The 15,632-nt window shown below is 49.9% G+C and carries 19 protein-coding genes; 12 read left to right on the forward strand and 7 right to left on the reverse strand.

The genetic code is table 11. The features are described from left to right. The 3 genes from IQ260_RS15090 to IQ260_RS15100 form a co-directional block, all read left to right on the forward strand. Positions 1-3,354 (forward strand): non-ribosomal peptide synthetase (locus IQ260_RS15090; RefSeq protein ID WP_193993932.1); only part of this gene is annotated, 3,354 nt, incomplete at its 5' end. A 43-nt stretch (positions 3,355-3,397) separates the two neighbouring features. After that, a complete protein-coding gene (locus IQ260_RS15095) occupies positions 3,398-3,895 on the forward strand; it encodes an ATP-binding cassette domain-containing protein (protein WP_228016122.1) in 498 nt (165 codons plus the stop codon). A gap of 394 nt (positions 3,896-4,289) precedes the next feature. Further along, on the forward strand, positions 4,290-7,007 hold the full coding sequence (locus IQ260_RS15100; RefSeq protein ID WP_193993933.1) for a CHAT domain-containing protein: 2,718 nt from the start codon (positions 4,290-4,292) through the stop codon (positions 7,005-7,007). Here the strand turns inward: IQ260_RS15100 and IQ260_RS15105 are convergent. Further along, the gene (locus IQ260_RS15105) at positions 7,004-7,843 is read right to left on the reverse strand and encodes a DUF928 domain-containing protein (RefSeq protein ID WP_193993934.1); all 840 of its coding nucleotides are present in this window, start codon (positions 7,841-7,843) and stop codon (positions 7,004-7,006) included. The two genes, IQ260_RS15100 and IQ260_RS15105, sit on opposite strands and share 4 nt — an antisense overlap. A gap of 52 nt (positions 7,844-7,895) precedes the next feature. Then, positions 7,896-8,102 (reverse strand): hypothetical protein, encoded by a 207-nt coding sequence (locus tag IQ260_RS15110; RefSeq protein ID WP_193993935.1) that lies wholly within the window; start codon positions 8,100-8,102, stop codon positions 7,896-7,898. A 285-nt stretch (positions 8,103-8,387) separates the two neighbouring features. Between IQ260_RS15110 and IQ260_RS31060 the strand changes: the two genes are divergently transcribed. Next, positions 8,388-8,642, forward strand: a complete 255-nt coding sequence (locus IQ260_RS31060; RefSeq protein ID WP_228016124.1) for a hypothetical protein — start codon at positions 8,388-8,390, stop codon at positions 8,640-8,642. Continuing rightward, positions 8,620-8,727, forward strand: a complete 108-nt coding sequence (locus IQ260_RS31065; RefSeq protein ID WP_228016131.1) for a PEP-CTERM sorting domain-containing protein — start codon at positions 8,620-8,622, stop codon at positions 8,725-8,727. The genes IQ260_RS31060 and IQ260_RS31065 overlap by 23 nt, the downstream gene beginning before the upstream one ends. Before the next feature lie 57 nt (positions 8,728-8,784). Here IQ260_RS31065 and IQ260_RS15120 read toward each other — a convergent pair whose 3' ends face one another. Next, a complete protein-coding gene (locus tag IQ260_RS15120) occupies positions 8,785-8,958 on the reverse strand; it encodes a hypothetical protein (protein ID WP_193993944.1) in 174 nt (57 codons plus the stop codon). Continuing rightward, positions 8,928-9,194 carry an NAD(P)-binding domain-containing protein gene (locus tag IQ260_RS15125; RefSeq protein WP_228016133.1) on the reverse strand — a complete coding sequence of 89 codons (267 nt, stop codon included), beginning with the start codon at positions 9,192-9,194 and terminating at the stop codon, positions 8,928-8,930. Before IQ260_RS15125 ends, IQ260_RS15120 begins: the two co-directional genes overlap by 31 nt. Between IQ260_RS15125 and IQ260_RS31070 the strand changes: the two genes are divergently transcribed. The 3 genes from IQ260_RS31070 (at position 9,130) to IQ260_RS15135 (ending at position 10,142) form a co-directional block, all read left to right on the forward strand. Beyond that, on the forward strand, positions 9,130-9,318 hold the full coding sequence (locus tag IQ260_RS31070) for a hypothetical protein (protein WP_228016139.1): 189 nt from the start codon (positions 9,130-9,132) through the stop codon (positions 9,316-9,318). The genes IQ260_RS15125 and IQ260_RS31070 overlap by 65 nt on opposite strands. 187 nt (positions 9,319-9,505) lie before the next feature. Then, positions 9,506-9,745: an AbrB/MazE/SpoVT family DNA-binding domain-containing protein gene (locus tag IQ260_RS15130; protein WP_193993936.1), complete on the forward strand. Its 240-nt coding sequence runs from the start codon at positions 9,506-9,508 to the stop codon at positions 9,743-9,745. Then, complete coding sequence (locus IQ260_RS15135; RefSeq protein ID WP_407657740.1) at positions 9,738-10,142, forward strand: type II toxin-antitoxin system death-on-curing family toxin; 405 nt, start codon at positions 9,738-9,740, stop codon at positions 10,140-10,142. The genes IQ260_RS15130 and IQ260_RS15135 overlap by 8 nt, the downstream gene beginning before the upstream one ends. Here IQ260_RS15135 and IQ260_RS15140 read toward each other — a convergent pair. The 3 genes from IQ260_RS15140 to IQ260_RS15150 all read right to left on the reverse strand — a co-directional run bounded on the left by IQ260_RS15140 (position 10,139) and on the right by IQ260_RS15150 (position 12,077). Continuing rightward, complete coding sequence (locus IQ260_RS15140; protein WP_228016135.1) at positions 10,139-10,588, reverse strand: hypothetical protein; 450 nt, start codon at positions 10,586-10,588, stop codon at positions 10,139-10,141. The genes IQ260_RS15135 and IQ260_RS15140 overlap by 4 nt on opposite strands. Positions 10,589-10,811: 223 nt before the next feature. Beyond that, positions 10,812-11,528 carry a Uma2 family endonuclease gene (locus IQ260_RS15145; RefSeq protein WP_228016136.1) on the reverse strand — a complete coding sequence of 239 codons (717 nt, stop codon included), beginning with the start codon at positions 11,526-11,528 and terminating at the stop codon, positions 10,812-10,814. A gap of 159 nt (positions 11,529-11,687) precedes the next feature. Continuing rightward, a complete protein-coding gene (locus IQ260_RS15150) occupies positions 11,688-12,077 on the reverse strand; it encodes a Fur family transcriptional regulator (protein WP_193993938.1) in 390 nt (129 codons plus the stop codon). Positions 12,078-12,362: 285 nt separating this feature from the next. Between IQ260_RS15150 and IQ260_RS15155 the strand changes: the two genes are divergently transcribed. The 4 genes from IQ260_RS15155 (at position 12,363) to IQ260_RS15170 (ending at position 15,627) form a co-directional block, all read left to right on the forward strand. Next, positions 12,363-13,205: a metal ABC transporter permease gene (locus tag IQ260_RS15155; protein WP_228016137.1), complete on the forward strand. Its 843-nt coding sequence runs from the start codon at positions 12,363-12,365 to the stop codon at positions 13,203-13,205. A 156-nt stretch (positions 13,206-13,361) separates the two neighbouring features. Beyond that, complete coding sequence (locus tag IQ260_RS15160) at positions 13,362-14,354, forward strand: CobW family GTP-binding protein (protein ID WP_193993939.1); 993 nt, start codon at positions 13,362-13,364, stop codon at positions 14,352-14,354. Between the two features lie 94 nt (positions 14,355-14,448). Further along, the gene (locus IQ260_RS15165) at positions 14,449-14,841 is read left to right on the forward strand and encodes an SCO5389 family protein (protein WP_193993940.1); all 393 of its coding nucleotides are present in this window, start codon (positions 14,449-14,451) and stop codon (positions 14,839-14,841) included. Positions 14,842-14,844: 3 nt separating this feature from the next. Continuing rightward, positions 14,845-15,627 (forward strand): GTP-binding protein, encoded by a 783-nt coding sequence (locus tag IQ260_RS15170; protein ID WP_193993941.1) that lies wholly within the window; start codon positions 14,845-14,847, stop codon positions 15,625-15,627. The last annotated feature ends 5 nt before the right edge of the window (positions 15,628-15,632 follow it).

Consider the following 15,632-nt stretch of genomic DNA (forward strand, 5'->3'; position numbering starts at 1 on the left):
ACAGACTATTCCCGTAAAACGGTGCAGACCTCCTTTGGGGGCAAAGAATTTTTTGAACTTGGAGCCGAACTCACAGAACAGCTCAAGCGTCTGAGCCAAGAGTCGGGTGCAACTCTGTTTATGACATTGTTTGCTGCGTTTAGCACATTGCTTTATCGCTATAGCGGCCAGGAAGACATCTTGGTGGGAACCCCGATTGCTAACCGCAACCGCAGTGAACTAGAAGGACTCATTGGCTTTTTTGTGAATACGCTGGTGTTGCGATCTCGCTTTGATGCCGATCCCTCTTTCGCTGAATTATTGGATCAGGTTCGGCAGACTGCTTTGGATGCTTACGCCCATCAGGATGTCCCGTTTGAGCAGTTGGTGGAGGCCCTACAACCGGAACGCAGCCTCAGCTACACGCCTATATTTCAGGTGATGTTTGCCCTGCAAAATGCACCGATGGCCCCTCTGGAGTTACCGAACGTGAGTTTCAACTGGCTGCCCCTCGAAAATGCCAGAGCCCCGTTTGAGTTGTTCTTATCCATGGAGGAGACAGAAACGGGGTTGAATGGATATTGGGAATATAATAGCGATTTATTTGAGACAGCCACCATCCGTCGGGCCATTGGGCATTTTCAGACGTTGCTGGAAGCGCTCGTGGCTAATCCCCAAATGGGCGTTGACGAACTGCCTTTGTTGACCGAAGCAGAGCGCCATCAGTTGCTCGGCCAGTGGAATAACACTCAAGCTGAATATCCCCAAGATAAATACATTCACCAGTTGTTTGAAGAACAGGTGCAACGCACTCCCGACGCCGTAGCCGTTGCTTTTGAAGACGCACAACTGACCTACCAGGAGTTGAACGCTCGCGCCAACCAACTCGCCCACTACTTGCAGAGCTTGGGCGTTGGGCCAGAGGTACTAGTGGGGATTTACATCGAGAGATCCCTCGAAATGGTGGTGGGATTATTAGGCATTCTCAAAGCGGGTGGGGCTTATGTACCGTTAGATCCCAATTATCCACCTGAGCGCCTTGCCTATATTCTTGATAACTCCCAAGCAACGGCCCTAGTTACCACCCATCAACTAGCCGCCCGATTGCCCTGCTTACCCAAGCATCTCATCTGTTTAGAGGATGACTGGGAATTGATCTCTACCCATAGCACGGGTGATTTCCCAGCGAATGTCCAGCCTGACAGCTTAGCCTATGTCATGTACACCTCCGGCTCTACTGGAAAACCCAAAGGCGTACAAATTTGCCATCAATCTCTTGTTAACTTTCTCTGCTCAATGCAAGTAACCCCAGGATTAACGGATGCAGACGTGGTCTTAGCGGTTACGACTCTCTGTTTTGATATTGCTGCCCTAGAGGTTTACCTACCGCTCATCGTCGGCGCAAAAACGTTTATCGCCAGTCGAGACGTTGCTGCTGATGGCAAGCAGCTGGCAGCAGAACTAGAACGCTCGGGTGCGACGGTGATGCAAGCCACTCCAGCCACTTGGCAGATGCTGCTGGCGATCGGTTGGTCGGGTAAGCCGTCGTTGAAAATTATCTGTGGTGGCGAAGCCTTATCGATGCAACTCGCTGCTAACCTGCGAGAAAAAGGCAGCTCTGTGTGGAATTTATACGGCCCGACAGAGGCGACCGTTTGGTCAACGGTTTGCTCGGTGAGCGACTTAGATGGGATAGAGCATCACAAAGATATTGCAGTCTCGATCGGGACTGCGATCGCAAATACCCAAACCTACATTCTCGATCGTCATCGTCAACCCGTCCCCATCGGCGTACCGGGAGAACTCCACATCGGCGGTGCAGGGCTGGCCCGAGGTTATCTCAACCGTACCGAATTAACCGAAACCAAGTTCATCTCCAATCCCTTTAGTCACCAATCAGACTCTCGTCTCTACAAAACAGGAGACTTAGCTCGTTATCTTTCCGATGGCCACATTGAATTTGTCGGACGCATTGATAATCAGGTAAAAATCCGAGGCTTTCGCATCGAACTTGGAGAAGTCGAAGCAGTTTTAACTCAACATCCAGAAGTTTGCTCAGCTGTGGTGATTGTTCGCGAAGACTCTCCTGGAGAAAAACGTCTGGTTGCCTATACTGTGACCCAAGCAGAACTCACAAGCACGGATTTGCGCGTTTTCCTGAGAAGCAGGCTACCCGATTATATGTTGCCTGCTATTTTTGTCTTTTTAGAGGCAATTCCTCTAACGCCCAATGGCAAAAGCGATCGCCGTGCCCTACCCGCACCCGATGACGACAATATCTCTAATCGCTCTAGTTTCATGCCCCCTCGTAACTCAGCAGAACTGCAACTGTCTCAAGTTTGGTCGAAAGTTCTCAATATCAGTTCCGTTGGCGTCACAGACAATTTCTTTGATTTAGGAGGACATTCCCTGTTGGCAGTGCAGTTGATGGCACGTATCGAACGGCAATTTGGTATCCATCTACCGCTGGCAACGCTGTTCACCGAACCCACCATCGAAAACCAAGCCACCTTAATGAATACCCACAGCGATGTTCGTGCTTATTCCCCCTTGGTTTCCATTCAAACATTAGGAGAGTTACCACCCTTATTTTGTGTGCATCCTATTGGCGGTAACGTGCTCTGTTATGCAGAATTAGCCCGACATTTAGGCAACAATCAACCGCTCTACGGACTGCAATCTCCGGGGCTATCTAGCGAACAAGAACCCTTAAGCAAAATCGAGGAGATGGCAGCGATTTACATCGAAGCTTTGCAGGAGATTCAATCCACGGGACCCTACTATTTGGGAGGGTGGTCGATGGGAGGTGTTATTGCACTAGAAATGGCCCAGCAGTTGCAAGCTGCTGAACAAACAGTAGCCCTCGTTGCTTTAATTGACAGCTATGACCCCAGTACCCTGTCCGACCTAGACTCCACGGATGAGGAAGCTTTAGCGAATTCTCTGGCAGTGGATTTAAGCGGTTTATTAGGCGTTGAACTGCCCTTGGCACAGCTCAACCTGGCACAACTCCAGCCTCAAGAACAGTTACAGCACATCTTCTCTGCCGCCAAACGACTGAATCTCTTATCGCCAGAAGTTGGCATGGAGCAAATGGAGCAGTCGTTCCAAGTTTTCAAAGCCAACCACATTGCCCTGGGGAACTATCAACCCCAGACTTATTCGGGGCGGATTGCTCTGTTTTACGCAAGTGCTTCGGCAGCGGAAGACCGAGGCTGGGGTTCAATAACAACCGGTCAGTTTGAAACCTACAGGGTTAACGGTGACCATTATGAGATTATGCGATCGCCCCATATCCAAATTCTCGCCCAAGAACTGACCGCTTGTCTGAATTGCTGCCATCAAGGCGTTGATAAATCCTCAGAGTCAATCTAGAAAAAAGGTGTAGGAGAGGGCGCTTTAGAGTTACATTTCTAAAATGTCTGTGCGGAAACTCGGCAAAATGAATCGTCAGCACCAGCCACCGATCCGAATTGAGAATCTCATCAAGATCTATGGCAATAATCCTCGGATGGCATTGAAGTTATTTAGGGATGGGGGAACTCGTGATTCAATTCAGGCATCAACCGGTCATGTCCTAGGCATTGCCGGTGTTTCCCTGACGATTAACGAGGGCGAATTGTTTGTTGTTGATGGGCTTGTCGGGCTCCGGAAATCTACACTGATTCGATGTATTAACCGCCTTATTAACCCCACTAGCGGTCATATTTTCATTGAAGGTGAAGACGTCGCCCATGTGAGTGAAGTACGGATGCGCGAAATCCGCCGAAGTAAAATGGCGATGGTGTTTCAGCGGTTTGCCCTTTTTTCCCACAAAACCGTTGTTGAGAATGTTGAGTATGGTTTAAAGATTCAGGGCATGGCCACCGATGACTATCGTCTAATGCCAACGCTGCTGAGGGTAACGATAGACTAATTGGCAATAGGACTAAAGTCGAATTAATGGATTTTAGTAATGAGCGCAAGCGTGAGGGAGCTACCATCGTTGCGTGAAATAGGTTTGTGACAATTAAATCATGTTTCACTGTAAGACATCTTTTTGAGAGGCTCACATGACGTAAGGAATCTGCGGCTAAATAATGTGCCCGATAAACCCGGTTTCGACTTCGCTCAACCTTCCAGCTTCGAGAGCTGAGCGGAGTCGAAACTCGACCTACGGATATTTTTTTCGAGCCATTCCCTAATCCTCGGCAATAGAGTTGGCGATCATAACAACCTATTGCAAACGTTCTCTGAAAACGTCTCTACCACAAAACATCTGATATTCTGAAGGACAAATAAAATACTGCCCCTTAAGTCAAGCTGCCCCTATGCGTCGCCCCCGCCTGAGGTCATCTATCCATCGTGTCTGTGTAGTACTCTGTGCCCTGAGCCTGTTTATTACCCTGTGGTTAGGACATCCGTTTACCCGCTCGGCTCCCATCGCCCAGGCTATCGATGCGCGGCAGCTAGTACAAACGGGGGTGGACTATTACAACACGGGTAATTACCTAGCGGCTGTAGACCCCTGGTTGAGCGCCCGTCAAGCCTATGAAGCTAGTCAGGATTTGCCGGCGCTAGCTATCGTTGATGAAAATCTAGCGCGGGTTCATCAACAGATGGGCCGCACCTCAGAGGAAATTACTTACTGGGAACAGGCCATTGCCACCGTTAGAACTATAGGGGATCACCAAAAGCTGGGACGTTTGCTGACTGAGCAAGCCCAGGCCTATGGACGGCTGGGACAGCATCGTCGGGCTATAACCCTACTTTGTGGAGCCCCTGACGAGGGGAGTTGCCATGTGGGCAGCGCTCTGGAGATTGCCAAAACGACAGATGATTCACTGGGACAGATTACTGCGTTAGGTAGCTTGGGAGAAGCCTATCGTGCCAGCGGTAGTATAAAGGTGGCACAGGACTACCTTATGCAGGGACATGCACTTAGTCGTGAGCTAGGTGAGACAGTACTGGAGGCATCTCTGCTTAATAGTTTAGGTAACACATCGACCAGCCTGGCTCTGATCAGCTATCGTCGGGCTGATGAAGCAGATCAACGAGGAGACTTTGAGGCGGATAACCTGCGGACCGAAGCTGACACGTTGAATGCTCAGGCGATTGAACAGTTTCAAAACAGCTATCAGCTGGCTGTAGAACAACAAGATAGTGGCACTGTACTGTATGCCTTGCTTAATCTGATTCCGGCCTATGAGCGGGTGGGTAATACCGGTGAGGTGCGTCGTTATCGTGAGCTGGCCCTGGTAGCTCTGCAACAACTACCGGAGTCAAAAGCCAAGGCATTTGCGGCCATTCAGCTAGCGGACTTATTGGATCCTTTGAATATACGTCAATCGCAGCTGATTCTGAGTCAGACACCGCCTTCTGGACGGGTGGAGCGGGAAACGACAGCTTTGTTAGAACAGGCTCTTGCCATTGGTCAGGCGACGCAAAATTTTAGAATTCAGTCTTTTGCGCTGGGTAAGCTGGGCAGCCTGGATGAACGGGCTGGGCGCTATGGTGCGGCGATTGACAAAACTCAGCGGGCTCGTCTGGCAGCCGATCAAGACCGGGCGGCGCAGGATAGTTTGTATTTGTGGGAATGGCAGCTGGGGCGTATTTATAAAGCTCAGGGTAAGACTGATAAAGCGAACCGAGCCTATGGTCAAGCGGTCGCCCTGCTAGAGCAAATTCGCAGTGATATTCTCAGTGCTAACCGCGATTTGCAGTTTGACTTTCGGGATACGGTGGAGCCGATTTATCGGCAGTATACGGCTTTGAATTTGGTGGCTGTGCCCAAGCAGGTCACTCTGACTGAAGAGGAAGCGGCATTTGATGATTTGGAGCTGGCGCTAACTACATTAGACTCTCTCAAGGTGGCTGAACTGCAAAGCTATTTTGCGAATGACTGTGTGATTGTGCCAGCTCAGGTTCGGGCAGATGCAGTGGGACAGAGCAGCGCTACGGCTGTTTTTAGTACGGCGTTGCCCGATGGGGAAGAGCAACAATCATTAAGCAAAGCGTCGAGTGTATTAGATGAAAGTCCGCTGACGGTGATTCTGAGCTTACCGAGCGGCGCTCGCAAAATGGTCCAGATACCGGTTCCGGCAGAAGTTGTGAACACTACCATTAACGACTTCCGGATTAGCTTGGAGCTAGGAGAGCGCAACCCTCGCTTTAATTTTGATGAGGCTCAACAGCTTTATGACTGGCTAATTCGTCCGTTTGAGGCGGATCTGGCGGATGTAAAAACGCTGGTGTTTGTCAATGATGGTTTACTGCGTAGCGTACCGATGGCGGCATTACACGATGGTCATCAGTTTTTGATCGAGAAGTTTGCGGTGGCTACTACACCTAGTTTAAAGCTGACCACGCCAGAAAAGCTAAAACGTCGCGGTCTGAGGGCCTTGTTGCTAGGTGTGAGTGAATTGTCTGTAGTATCGCCGGAGAGAGTGTTTGATTCTCTACCGGCAGTTGAGAAAGAGTTAGCGCTACTGGCTGACAAACTACCTGCCACCAAAACTTTGCTAAATGATGATTTTTCAATCGATACGTTGCAAACTGCTCTAAAGGAGACAGACTATCGTATTTTGCACATGGCCACCCACGGCACCTTTGGCTTTGCCCCGGAGGACAATTTTGTGATTGTGGGGGCCAAAGATGAGACGGGGCAGTATAACGAGACCCTGACGATTAGTGAGCTGGACCAGCTGATTCGTAATGTCAATGACCCCACCCGCGAGCCCATTGAGCTGTTGACCTTGACCGCTTGTGAGACGGCAATTGGTGGTAATCGGTCTACGCTGGGATTAGCGGGGGTGGCTATACGGGCAGGGGTGCGTAGCGCCGTCGCTAGTCTATGGTCCGTAAGCGATGAATCTACCGCTGAGATTATTGCTAACTTTTATGACCAGCTACAGCAGCCGAATCTGACCAAGGCTGAGGCACTGCAGCAGGCTCAGATTGCCATGCTGCGGTCTGGGGATTCTGGGGATTTCTTCAAAGCCCATCCCTACCGATGGGCTCCGTTTATTTTGATTGGTAACTGGCTCTAGGGGGTGGCTTCGACAATTTCTAGAATGTCTTGGCTGAGCTGCTCTTCCGTGGCGGGTAGGGATGCGGCTAGGTCTACCAGTAGACCGTTACGAGTTTGGTGGTCGGTGGGTGTGGTTGATTGAGTTACCTGTGCGATCGCATCGTACCAAACCCCCGCTTGACCATAGGCAATAGCCCGTTCTGCATCGGTTGTCGCTATTGCCAATGCCTGGGATAGTTCACTAGATGTAGGCACCACCTCAAAAAACAACTCCTGTCGGATCGCCCGCGATGGATAGGCCGGATTGCACTCAATAATCACCTGCCAGCGATATTCCACATCAGGGGAGAGTGCCGGTTCTGTCGTGGGTAGCTGGTGGGTCATAAACCCAGGCGTGTAGTCTAGCTCTGTCTCATAGATAACGTCTGGAATATTGTCTGCAGCGGGAGCCAACAGCCGGAAAATAATCGGAAATGTGCGGTCTGTCTCAGGCAGATGCCAGACAAAGGACGGATACTCAGATGTGGTATGTCCTAAAATCCCCTCAGCAGAGCTGGGGCCAAACACGGTAAAAGCTGTTTCCGTTATCCCTAAACATCCACCACGGCGAGTGCCGGTCGGCGTCGTTGGTCCAGATAGGGGTTTAGCATCGGGGGGACGAAAATAGGTGCCTGTCGAGGTTAAAACCGTATCCTCATCCAAATTAGAATCATCAGGCGGCGTAAACTGAGCCTGTCGTTGAACGCTAGTAGCTGCTGGTGAAGGAGCCTGAGCTGCCTGAGCAATGGATAGGCCACTCAAAACAAGTGTAGAAGCAAGAGATAAACACAACAAACGGTAGTGGGGAGCAGCCATGAGCGTAAATCCAATCTGGAATAATCTGATGGAGCGAGCAGTTGCTGATGCTTTAAAGGCAACAAACTCGACAATAGTAGCGCCACAGGCGAATTGTCCAATACGCTACGGTAACCGCTAATAAAACGGTACTTAACCACTGTAGCCAAGCCCAGTGCAACCCGAGGCGAGTCAGGCCAAAAATGGCAATATCATCCACAAAGTTTAACAGCAGGATCAATGCTTTTTGCACCAGATTGCTCAAGTTATCAAGTTGCATCGGGGCCAGCTCCATTGCGTTCTTGCCCCTACTTTATGAAAGGTATCTGCCACAAACATCCAGGAAACTAGCCTATTCTGTGGCCAAGATTGGCTAACTTAGCTGCATAAAAGTGCAATCCTATCGAACATTCAATCTTGCAGAGATGGCACAATGTAGCATCTCTGCAAGACAGTCACCTTTCGTCTTTCATGGACAGGGCAAATTCTGGGTTATGGCGCTGAGGGGCAATTTAGCTACGACGATGCCCAAACCTATGAAGACGGGATTGTTCGAGGTGACGATTTGGAAGCGTTTGACATCGCCTTCTATGATCCACAAGGCAGTCTGATTCAAGAATTTGAGGATAACCACCTCACCTATTCAGGGTTCAACTTTAATTTCGACACCCAAACGGGTGAAATTTTGCAAGATGGCTTTTTTGATGAGCCGAATGGCATTGATATTGGAGAATACACAGTCCTATTCGATGAAGCAGGGGAACCCACTGGGGCAACGGGGCTAAATTTCTGGTCGGATGATTGCCACAAAGGTGCCTGAACCGGGTGCATTAGTTGGACTAGGTGCGATCGCACTGCTGGCCCGCCGTTTGCAGCGCTCTAGGGGACAAGCCAAGTCTGTTTGAGGGGATAGTCGGCGCTGAGAGGTTAACAACGGTACCACTGGTCAGCCAGCATCGCTCTCATTTGGCTAGCCAGCCGCCGCCCCAGGCCAACAACATTGAAAATCCGGTCGCGGCGATTGCCTGCCTGGCCATCCGCCCCACCGCAAATCGCACCGACTGTTCGCGGGCGATGGTGAGTGCGGTGACCAGGCAGGGCACCACTAAACCGGGCAAATGTGTAACGCGCTGCACATCCACCTCAGTTTGAATCGGTAACTCAAAGTGGTCGGCAACCGTTTGCAGGTAAAGGGCGTACTGTTGGCCACTGACGTGCTCGACCTGAATGCGATCGCAGGCGAAGTCTTCAAGGTCACCGCATTCAGGTCGAGCAGTCCAAAGCCATGACTAGGAAATGACGGTGTGATGAAGCTCATCTCCTTAGGCCAGCGGCTAAAGGAAGCTCCGATCTGGTGTCGGTCTACAATCAAGCGCTCCCAGCTCCAGTTCTTTGAGCACAACGCCACAACCGATGCCTGCCGCTCCCGCACCGACAATCACAACGTCATAGGACAGATCCATTTGGGGTTGGCTCACGCTGGCTTACCTGAATGACAAGAACTTGAGAATGATAATTATTTTTAAGTTCTTGTCTAGGGGCTGTCGGGTCGGGCAGACCAATGGCGTCAGCCCTTTCTGGTTACATGGCAGAAAACCACTATAAGTTCATGAATAGGGAGGAGTTTTCTCAATAGTTCTAACAGGTGTTATAACAATGGTGTCACGTTATGGAGATTGCATAATGAGCATCCGTACAGAGCGCACCATTACAAAGATAGGTAATTCGGCTGGGATAACCTTGCCTGCTGAGGTCCTTGCTAAGCTAGGTGTAACTTCAGGAGAGAAAGTACATTTAGTTGAAATGGATGGCGGGAATTTTATGATTACCGCTTATGACCCTGATTTCGAGGAAGCTATGGCTATTTATGCCAAGGAAAGCAATCGTTACAAAGACGTTTTCAAGGCGCTTGCGGATGCTTGAACCACGTTGGGTTACCAGGGCCATGATTGAAGCGGCCCACTATGATCAAATCCAAAAGACTGGTGGTACACAAGGCATACTGGATGAAAACGAATTAGAGTCCCTAATAGCTAGGCCCAAGAACCATTTAGCTTATAGACAGGCGGTCGATATATTTGGCCTAGCTGCTTGCTATTTGTGGGGCTTCGCTTGCACCCAGGTCTTTGCCGATGGAAACAAGAGAGCAGGCTTATCTGCTCTCTTGCTGTTTTTGGGGTTGAATGGCTATCGATTAACTTGTGATCGTGAGCCTTTGGTACTGATGGTGCTTTCAGTTGCTAATAAAAAAATGAGTCAAGACGACGTTGTTATTTGGCTAAGAGAGAACGTTGAACAATGGGACGGTAACGAGCCTTAGCTACTACTCTGAAATGGCGGGTTGAATAGAGACGGATCTGCAGTGGCTGGCAGCGGGTCAGGACAACCGATGTAGTAACGGGTGATCGGCTCATCGGGGAGGATGCCATCAAGAATCTCTAGCTTATAGGGTTCGTTCAGTTGTTTAATCTCAGCGCGAATGTCATCCCAGTCCACGGTTTCGCGAATGATCGGTAGGTTTTTACGAATGATCCGCCGCATTTTTGCTGCGATCTGGTTTAGATCCTCTGGCGTGAATGGATCAGCCCGGTCAAAGTCGTAGTACAATCCCGTCTCTATGTAGGGGCCAATGGTGACTTTCGTCTCCGGGAACAGGGTTTGCACTGCCATGGCTAAGACATGGGCACAGGTGTGGCGCAACCGCGCTAGCTGCTCTACATCACTGGGACTAGTTGCGGACTGTGGGCGGGAGACTTGACTGACCATGAAAAGTCAAAATTAAGAATGATTATCATTCTTAATTTATCATAGCAATCAAGTATTGAGTGCTTTGGCGAAGGGGGAGCTTACTTCTTGTCCTCGGTAATGCTCATTTCACTGGTTTAACTGTCAAAAACGATAAATATTGACCCCATCGAGCCAGGATAGTCTTGGCGGCCCACTCAGACGTCACACCGATGATGAGTGTTGGTAGATAGGGCTCAATAGTTTATTTGAACTGGTAAAGAGACTTTAAAGCTTTCTGGATAATTCCGAGGCTAGGGGTATTATCCAGAAAATTTCTGGATAACTCCGACTGACAACTATGCGTTATCCAGAAAATTTCTGGATAACGCGTAGACTTAATTTTGTTATCCCCACGAAACTGTTGCGGCATCCCAAACTCACCTGTCTCGGGATCCATCGTGTAAATAGACAACGTAGACTGCTTCGGATGACCGATATACTGCATTCCCCCTAACGCCGCATAGTCAACAATCCAATAGTCTTGCACACCAATAGATTCATACTCTGCCAGCTTAGTCAGGTAATCATCTCGCCAGTTTTTTGACACCACCTCCATCACCAATGGGGGAGCGATATAAGCTATCGCAGAGCTAGACAGCCCCTTCATTCTCTCCCATTCAGCCTTGGCAAAAACAACAATATCGCCACGTCTGGCAGTGTCTCGCCCATTCTGAGACCCAATAGAGATTAACTTGGAACGCTTCGGTATGAAGGGTAAGTTTTTTTCTAAACAATGCAGTCTGAGCAGATCACAAAGATTGTCCGCCACATCTTCATGATTAGCAGTGGGATCGCTCATCGGTATTGGCTTACCCTCAATTAATTCATATAGACGATCATCACCGCTATCCCACACAAGAAAATCTTGCAATGACAAGGATGATGGTTGCGAGGATATTAAATCAACTGCTTGGGTCATACTGCATCACCACATGCTGTCCAAATTCAATATAAACACGCTCAAGGGTCACCGTTCTTACCGGCTTTCCACCTAGAGCCTTTAAATTGTGCTTTCAATTTTAGACGATGGGAATGATTGTGATGCTTACCCTTTTTTTAGTCCGCTAAATCCCGAACCTCACCCACCTTGAGCTGAACAGGGTTCGCAGAGGCCAAAGAATTCGAGGGTGTGATAGTAGATTGTGAATGAGCTGGAATGCTGAAGGGAAAACTCCAGACCCTTCAAAGGGCAAGTATTCAGAGGAAACGATTGCCCACAGTCCAAACAGGTCATGTAGTGACGGTCCTGCTCCACGGCATTGTAGAGTTTCTCCCCCGTCAGAGTTACCCGATGCTGCACCCTGTCCATCCGCTTTAGCGCGTCGAGGGCTCGATATACCGTTGCTAAACCAATCCGCTGATGTTGCTTGATCAGCGTATACAGTGCCTGGGCCGAGATTGGCTCAATCTGCTGCCGTAGTAATTGGAGTACCGCTTTTTGGGCCGGGGTGCAATGAACCTGAGTCATGGATTTTTTAAAGATTGCGAACTGACAGGTCAGCGATAGGGCTATCGCGGCAATTTTGAAAAATTGATGTAAGATATTCAAGAATGATAATCATTATCATAACGGGTTTCCATCTTATGTCATCCACATCAGCGCCCCTCCAACCTGCCACAGATGTTGCTGAGGCGATAAGTGAAGGTCATGACGGCATTGTGAAAGAGGCGGCGCGGCTGCTTCAGCCTAGGTGAGGAGAAAACGTATTAATGTAGGCGGCTAATTGTTTTTGTTCTAGTCACTATTATGGCGATGATGACGATTTCGGCTGAGCTAACGCGTATCTATGAGCTGTTTCAGCTGCCCTTTATGCAGCGATCGCTATTGGGTGGCGTTCTCACTGGGGTAACAGGAGGGCTGGTGGGAAGCTTCACCGTTGTCCGGCAACTCTCTTTCTTTAGTGATGCGCTAGGACACTCCGCTCTGTTGGGCGTTAGCATGGCTATTTTGTTGGGCTTTGACCCCGGTTGGGTTTTACTGCCCTTTGCGGTTGTCTTTGCGTTGGTGGTGACCTATTGCCTGGAGCGCACGGGGCTATGGACGGATGCGTTGTTGAATATTATTTATTCGTCTTCCATCGCTGTGGGTATTATTTTGCTCAGCTTTAAAGATGGTTATGAGACTGGCATCAGTCAGCTGCTGTTTGGCGACGTTCTGGCAATACAGGTTACCGATTTGATCGTGAGTGGCATCCTCCTGGCTACCTGTGTGCTGTTTTTAGGGCTGACGTTGCGATCGCAGCTTCTCCTCACGCTACACGAGCCGCTAGCAAAGTCTCGGGGCGTTGCGGTCAGTGCCCAGCGGACAGCGTTTATTGTGCTGCTATCGCTGGTGGTGGGCGTTGCCATTAAAGCGATTGGGGTGCTGTTGATTAGCGCCTTTGTAGTGATCCCTGCCTGCACCGCCCGTGCCCTCAGTCGTACCTTCAGCCAATATATATTCGCTTCAGCAGCCATAGGCGGTCTTAGTGCTGCACTGGGTATTGTAGTGTCGGCCCTGTTTGACTTTCCCTCTGGGCCCAGCATTGTTACCGTTCAGTTTGCCATTTTTATGCTGGCTATTCTGATGCCAAAGACCCGTGCTACCACAGTTTAGCCTGATGGCCAATCGGCACCCGTCAGGAATTCATGGACCTGATTCGCCATCAGCCCACTTTTCGATAAAGGGCGCCGAAGAGAGTTTCACTCCACATCAGGATGTCGGTCTAGGCTGACATCTTTTCTTTGCTATTTCTTTTTATCTATGCAATCCATGCCACCCACAACTGATTCACAGAAGCTGCCGGTGACTATCATCACAGGCTTTCTAGGCAGTGGTAAAACTACGCTGCTGAATCATATCCTTGAAAATTTCGAGGACTTTAAGGTGGCGGTGCTGGTAAATGAGTTTGGCGATATCAATATTGACAGCCAATTTCTGGTTGCCGTTGAAGAAGACATGATCGAACTCACCAACGGCTGCATTTGCTGCACCATTAACGACAATCTTTCAGACGCGGTGTATCGTGTCCTAGAGCGGCGAGACCGTATTGATTACTTGGTGCTAGAAACCACAGGCGTTGCCGACCCACTGCCGATCATGCTCACATTTCTGGGCACAGCCCTGAGAGACCTGACTCAGCTAGACGCTGTGATTACCGTAATAGACGCCGAAACTTTTGATCCCGATGTCAACTATGAGAGCGACGCGGTCCTGAGCCAGATAAAATACGGCGATATCGTTCTGCTGAACAAATCAGACTGCGTAGCTGAAACAAAATTACAAACGTTAGAAGACTACATCAATACCATCCAGGACAGAGCCAGAGTGTTACACGCCACTCGCTGTCAGGTGCCCCTATCGCTAATTCTAAATGTGCAGCTAGCAGACGCAGCTGTGGCACAACAGGATGCTGATCAATCCGCCGCATCTACTCAGCATCTGCGCAATGACGGGTTTATGTCTGTTTCGTTTACGGGCGATCGCCCCTTTGCGCTTAAAAAGTTTCAGGAGTTTTTGACCTATCGTTTGCCCACCAATGTGTTTCGGGCCAAGGGCATCCTCTGGTTTGAAGAAAGCCCAAAGCGTCACCTCTTTCAACTAAGCGGCAACAGATTTACCCTAGATGACAGCGAGTGGATAACCTCCCCAAAAACAGAACTGGTTCTAATTGGTCGCCAGCTTGACATTATCTCACTCATACAACGCTTAAATAGTTGTTTGGTGGAGAAAGCGATTCCAGATATACTTCACCCTTCTAAATAAATGTATTCGAGCAAGATTAAAATAAATCTTAAAATCGAGAATGATAATCATTTTTAACTTATACTCACGTTCGTGCATCTTTATTAGGAAAACTATGTCTCTAAATGTGAGTGACGATATGGTCCATCAGGCCGCCTTGGGCACTGTAGACGCTGACGACTTTGCCGATACAATTCGGCAGTCTTTACCCTATGCCTGGGGAATTGTTGAATCCTTGGCAGAGCGTGTCTATCAGGGCGGAGAAGCCTGGGCTGACCACGCGGTTCCCCCACCGAGCGAACAGGCGCGGGGGCAGCTGCTGCGGATGATAGGCGGCGATGCTATCCGGCGTACAGTTGAGCAGCACTTCGATGTGAAATTGGCCTTTCAAAACTGTCATCGACTCGCCGCCTTTCGGCCCGATGCCGTGACCTCTACGGCCTACCTGGACTTTATTTCCGTCCGCAGCCAAATCTTGAACCAAACCCCTGAACTGGTGGATTGTTAACCTATGTCTTCTGACACCTCCAACATTACCGTTGTCGCTGGTCCGCCGGGTATTGGTAAAACCACCTGGATTAGCCAGTTTCTGAGTGGCGCTGGGCTGGGTTACCTCTATCCGGGGGCGGGCGCGGAGGCGGTTGATCGGCTTAGAATCGGCTACCGTTTTCCGCAGGTGTCAGTGATAGAAGAGGACAAAGCCCTGGCTCTGTTGACGGATCTGCCCGATTCGGGGCGGGTTTATGTAGAGCTGGGGTTTCATATCGATTTAGCCGCGCTGCCTGGACTGCCCTGCCACCGAGTTGCTGTTGTGCCCCCTGGCCTGGCCGAGTCTGAATGGCACAGCTGGGCCGACGAGGTGGTAATCGGCAACAACATTGAAATTCCCCAGGCAGGTCGTCTATCGTCGCTGTGGCGTGCGCCCCTGACGGGGCAGGTGTTTGACCCACCCAGTTTAGACGAGCTACTGATCGAGCTGACGGGGGGAGCCTACGGCCGGGTGATGCGCCTAAAGGGTATTTTTGAGCTACCGGACGGTCAGGCTTTTTATGTGGACTTTGTAGAGGGGATACCGGGGCTGGAATATACCGAACTGAAGCTACCGCGTTGGTTAGAGGGTCGCCCCAGTCGTCTGAGCAGCTTAGAAGTGGTGGGGTATGACCTGCAACAGAACACGATTAAGGAAACGCTGCTGATAACTTGCCTGTCCGATGAGATATTGGTCCAGTATCAACGACAGTATCAGCAACATTTGAGTGCTGGATCACCCCTAGCCAACTCAAGTCCACGGTAACCACC

Source organism: Leptolyngbya cf. ectocarpi LEGE 11479 (assembly GCF_015207065.1).
In the GTDB taxonomy this organism is placed as follows: domain Bacteria; phylum Cyanobacteriota; class Cyanobacteriia; order Phormidesmidales; family Phormidesmidaceae; genus Leptothoe; species Leptothoe ectocarpi.

Coding starts and splice junctions, on each gene's coding strand:
- IQ260_RS15130 (WP_193993936.1), top strand. CDS start 9,506: ATGAGCATCCGTACAGAGCGCACCATTACAAAGATAGGTAATTCGGCT.
- IQ260_RS15155 (WP_228016137.1), top strand. CDS start 12,363: ATGATGACGATTTCGGCTGAGCTAACGCGTATCTATGAGCTGTTTCAG.
- IQ260_RS15165 (WP_193993940.1), top strand. CDS start 14,449: ATGTCTCTAAATGTGAGTGACGATATGGTCCATCAGGCCGCCTTGGGC.
- IQ260_RS31065 (WP_228016131.1), top strand. CDS start 8,620: ATGATTGCCACAAAGGTGCCTGAACCGGGTGCATTAGTTGGACTAGGT.
- IQ260_RS15145 (WP_228016136.1), bottom strand. CDS start 11,528: ATGACCCAAGCAGTTGATTTAATATCCTCGCAACCATCATCCTTGTCA.
- IQ260_RS31070 (WP_228016139.1), top strand. CDS start 9,130: ATGAAGCTCATCTCCTTAGGCCAGCGGCTAAAGGAAGCTCCGATCTGG.
- IQ260_RS15105 (WP_193993934.1), bottom strand. CDS start 7,843: ATGGCTGCTCCCCACTACCGTTTGTTGTGTTTATCTCTTGCTTCTACA.
- IQ260_RS15135 (WP_407657740.1), top strand. CDS start 9,738: ATGCTTGAACCACGTTGGGTTACCAGGGCCATGATTGAAGCGGCCCAC.
- IQ260_RS15150 (WP_193993938.1), bottom strand. CDS start 12,077: ATGACTCAGGTTCATTGCACCCCGGCCCAAAAAGCGGTACTCCAATTA.
- IQ260_RS15170 (WP_193993941.1), top strand. CDS start 14,845: ATGTCTTCTGACACCTCCAACATTACCGTTGTCGCTGGTCCGCCGGGT.
- IQ260_RS15100 (WP_193993933.1), top strand. CDS start 4,290: ATGCGTCGCCCCCGCCTGAGGTCATCTATCCATCGTGTCTGTGTAGTA.
- IQ260_RS15160 (WP_193993939.1), top strand. CDS start 13,362: ATGCCACCCACAACTGATTCACAGAAGCTGCCGGTGACTATCATCACA.
- IQ260_RS15110 (WP_193993935.1), bottom strand. CDS start 8,102: ATGCAACTTGATAACTTGAGCAATCTGGTGCAAAAAGCATTGATCCTG.
- IQ260_RS15140 (WP_228016135.1), bottom strand. CDS start 10,588: ATGGTCAGTCAAGTCTCCCGCCCACAGTCCGCAACTAGTCCCAGTGAT.
- IQ260_RS15095 (WP_228016122.1), top strand. CDS start 3,398: ATGTCTGTGCGGAAACTCGGCAAAATGAATCGTCAGCACCAGCCACCG.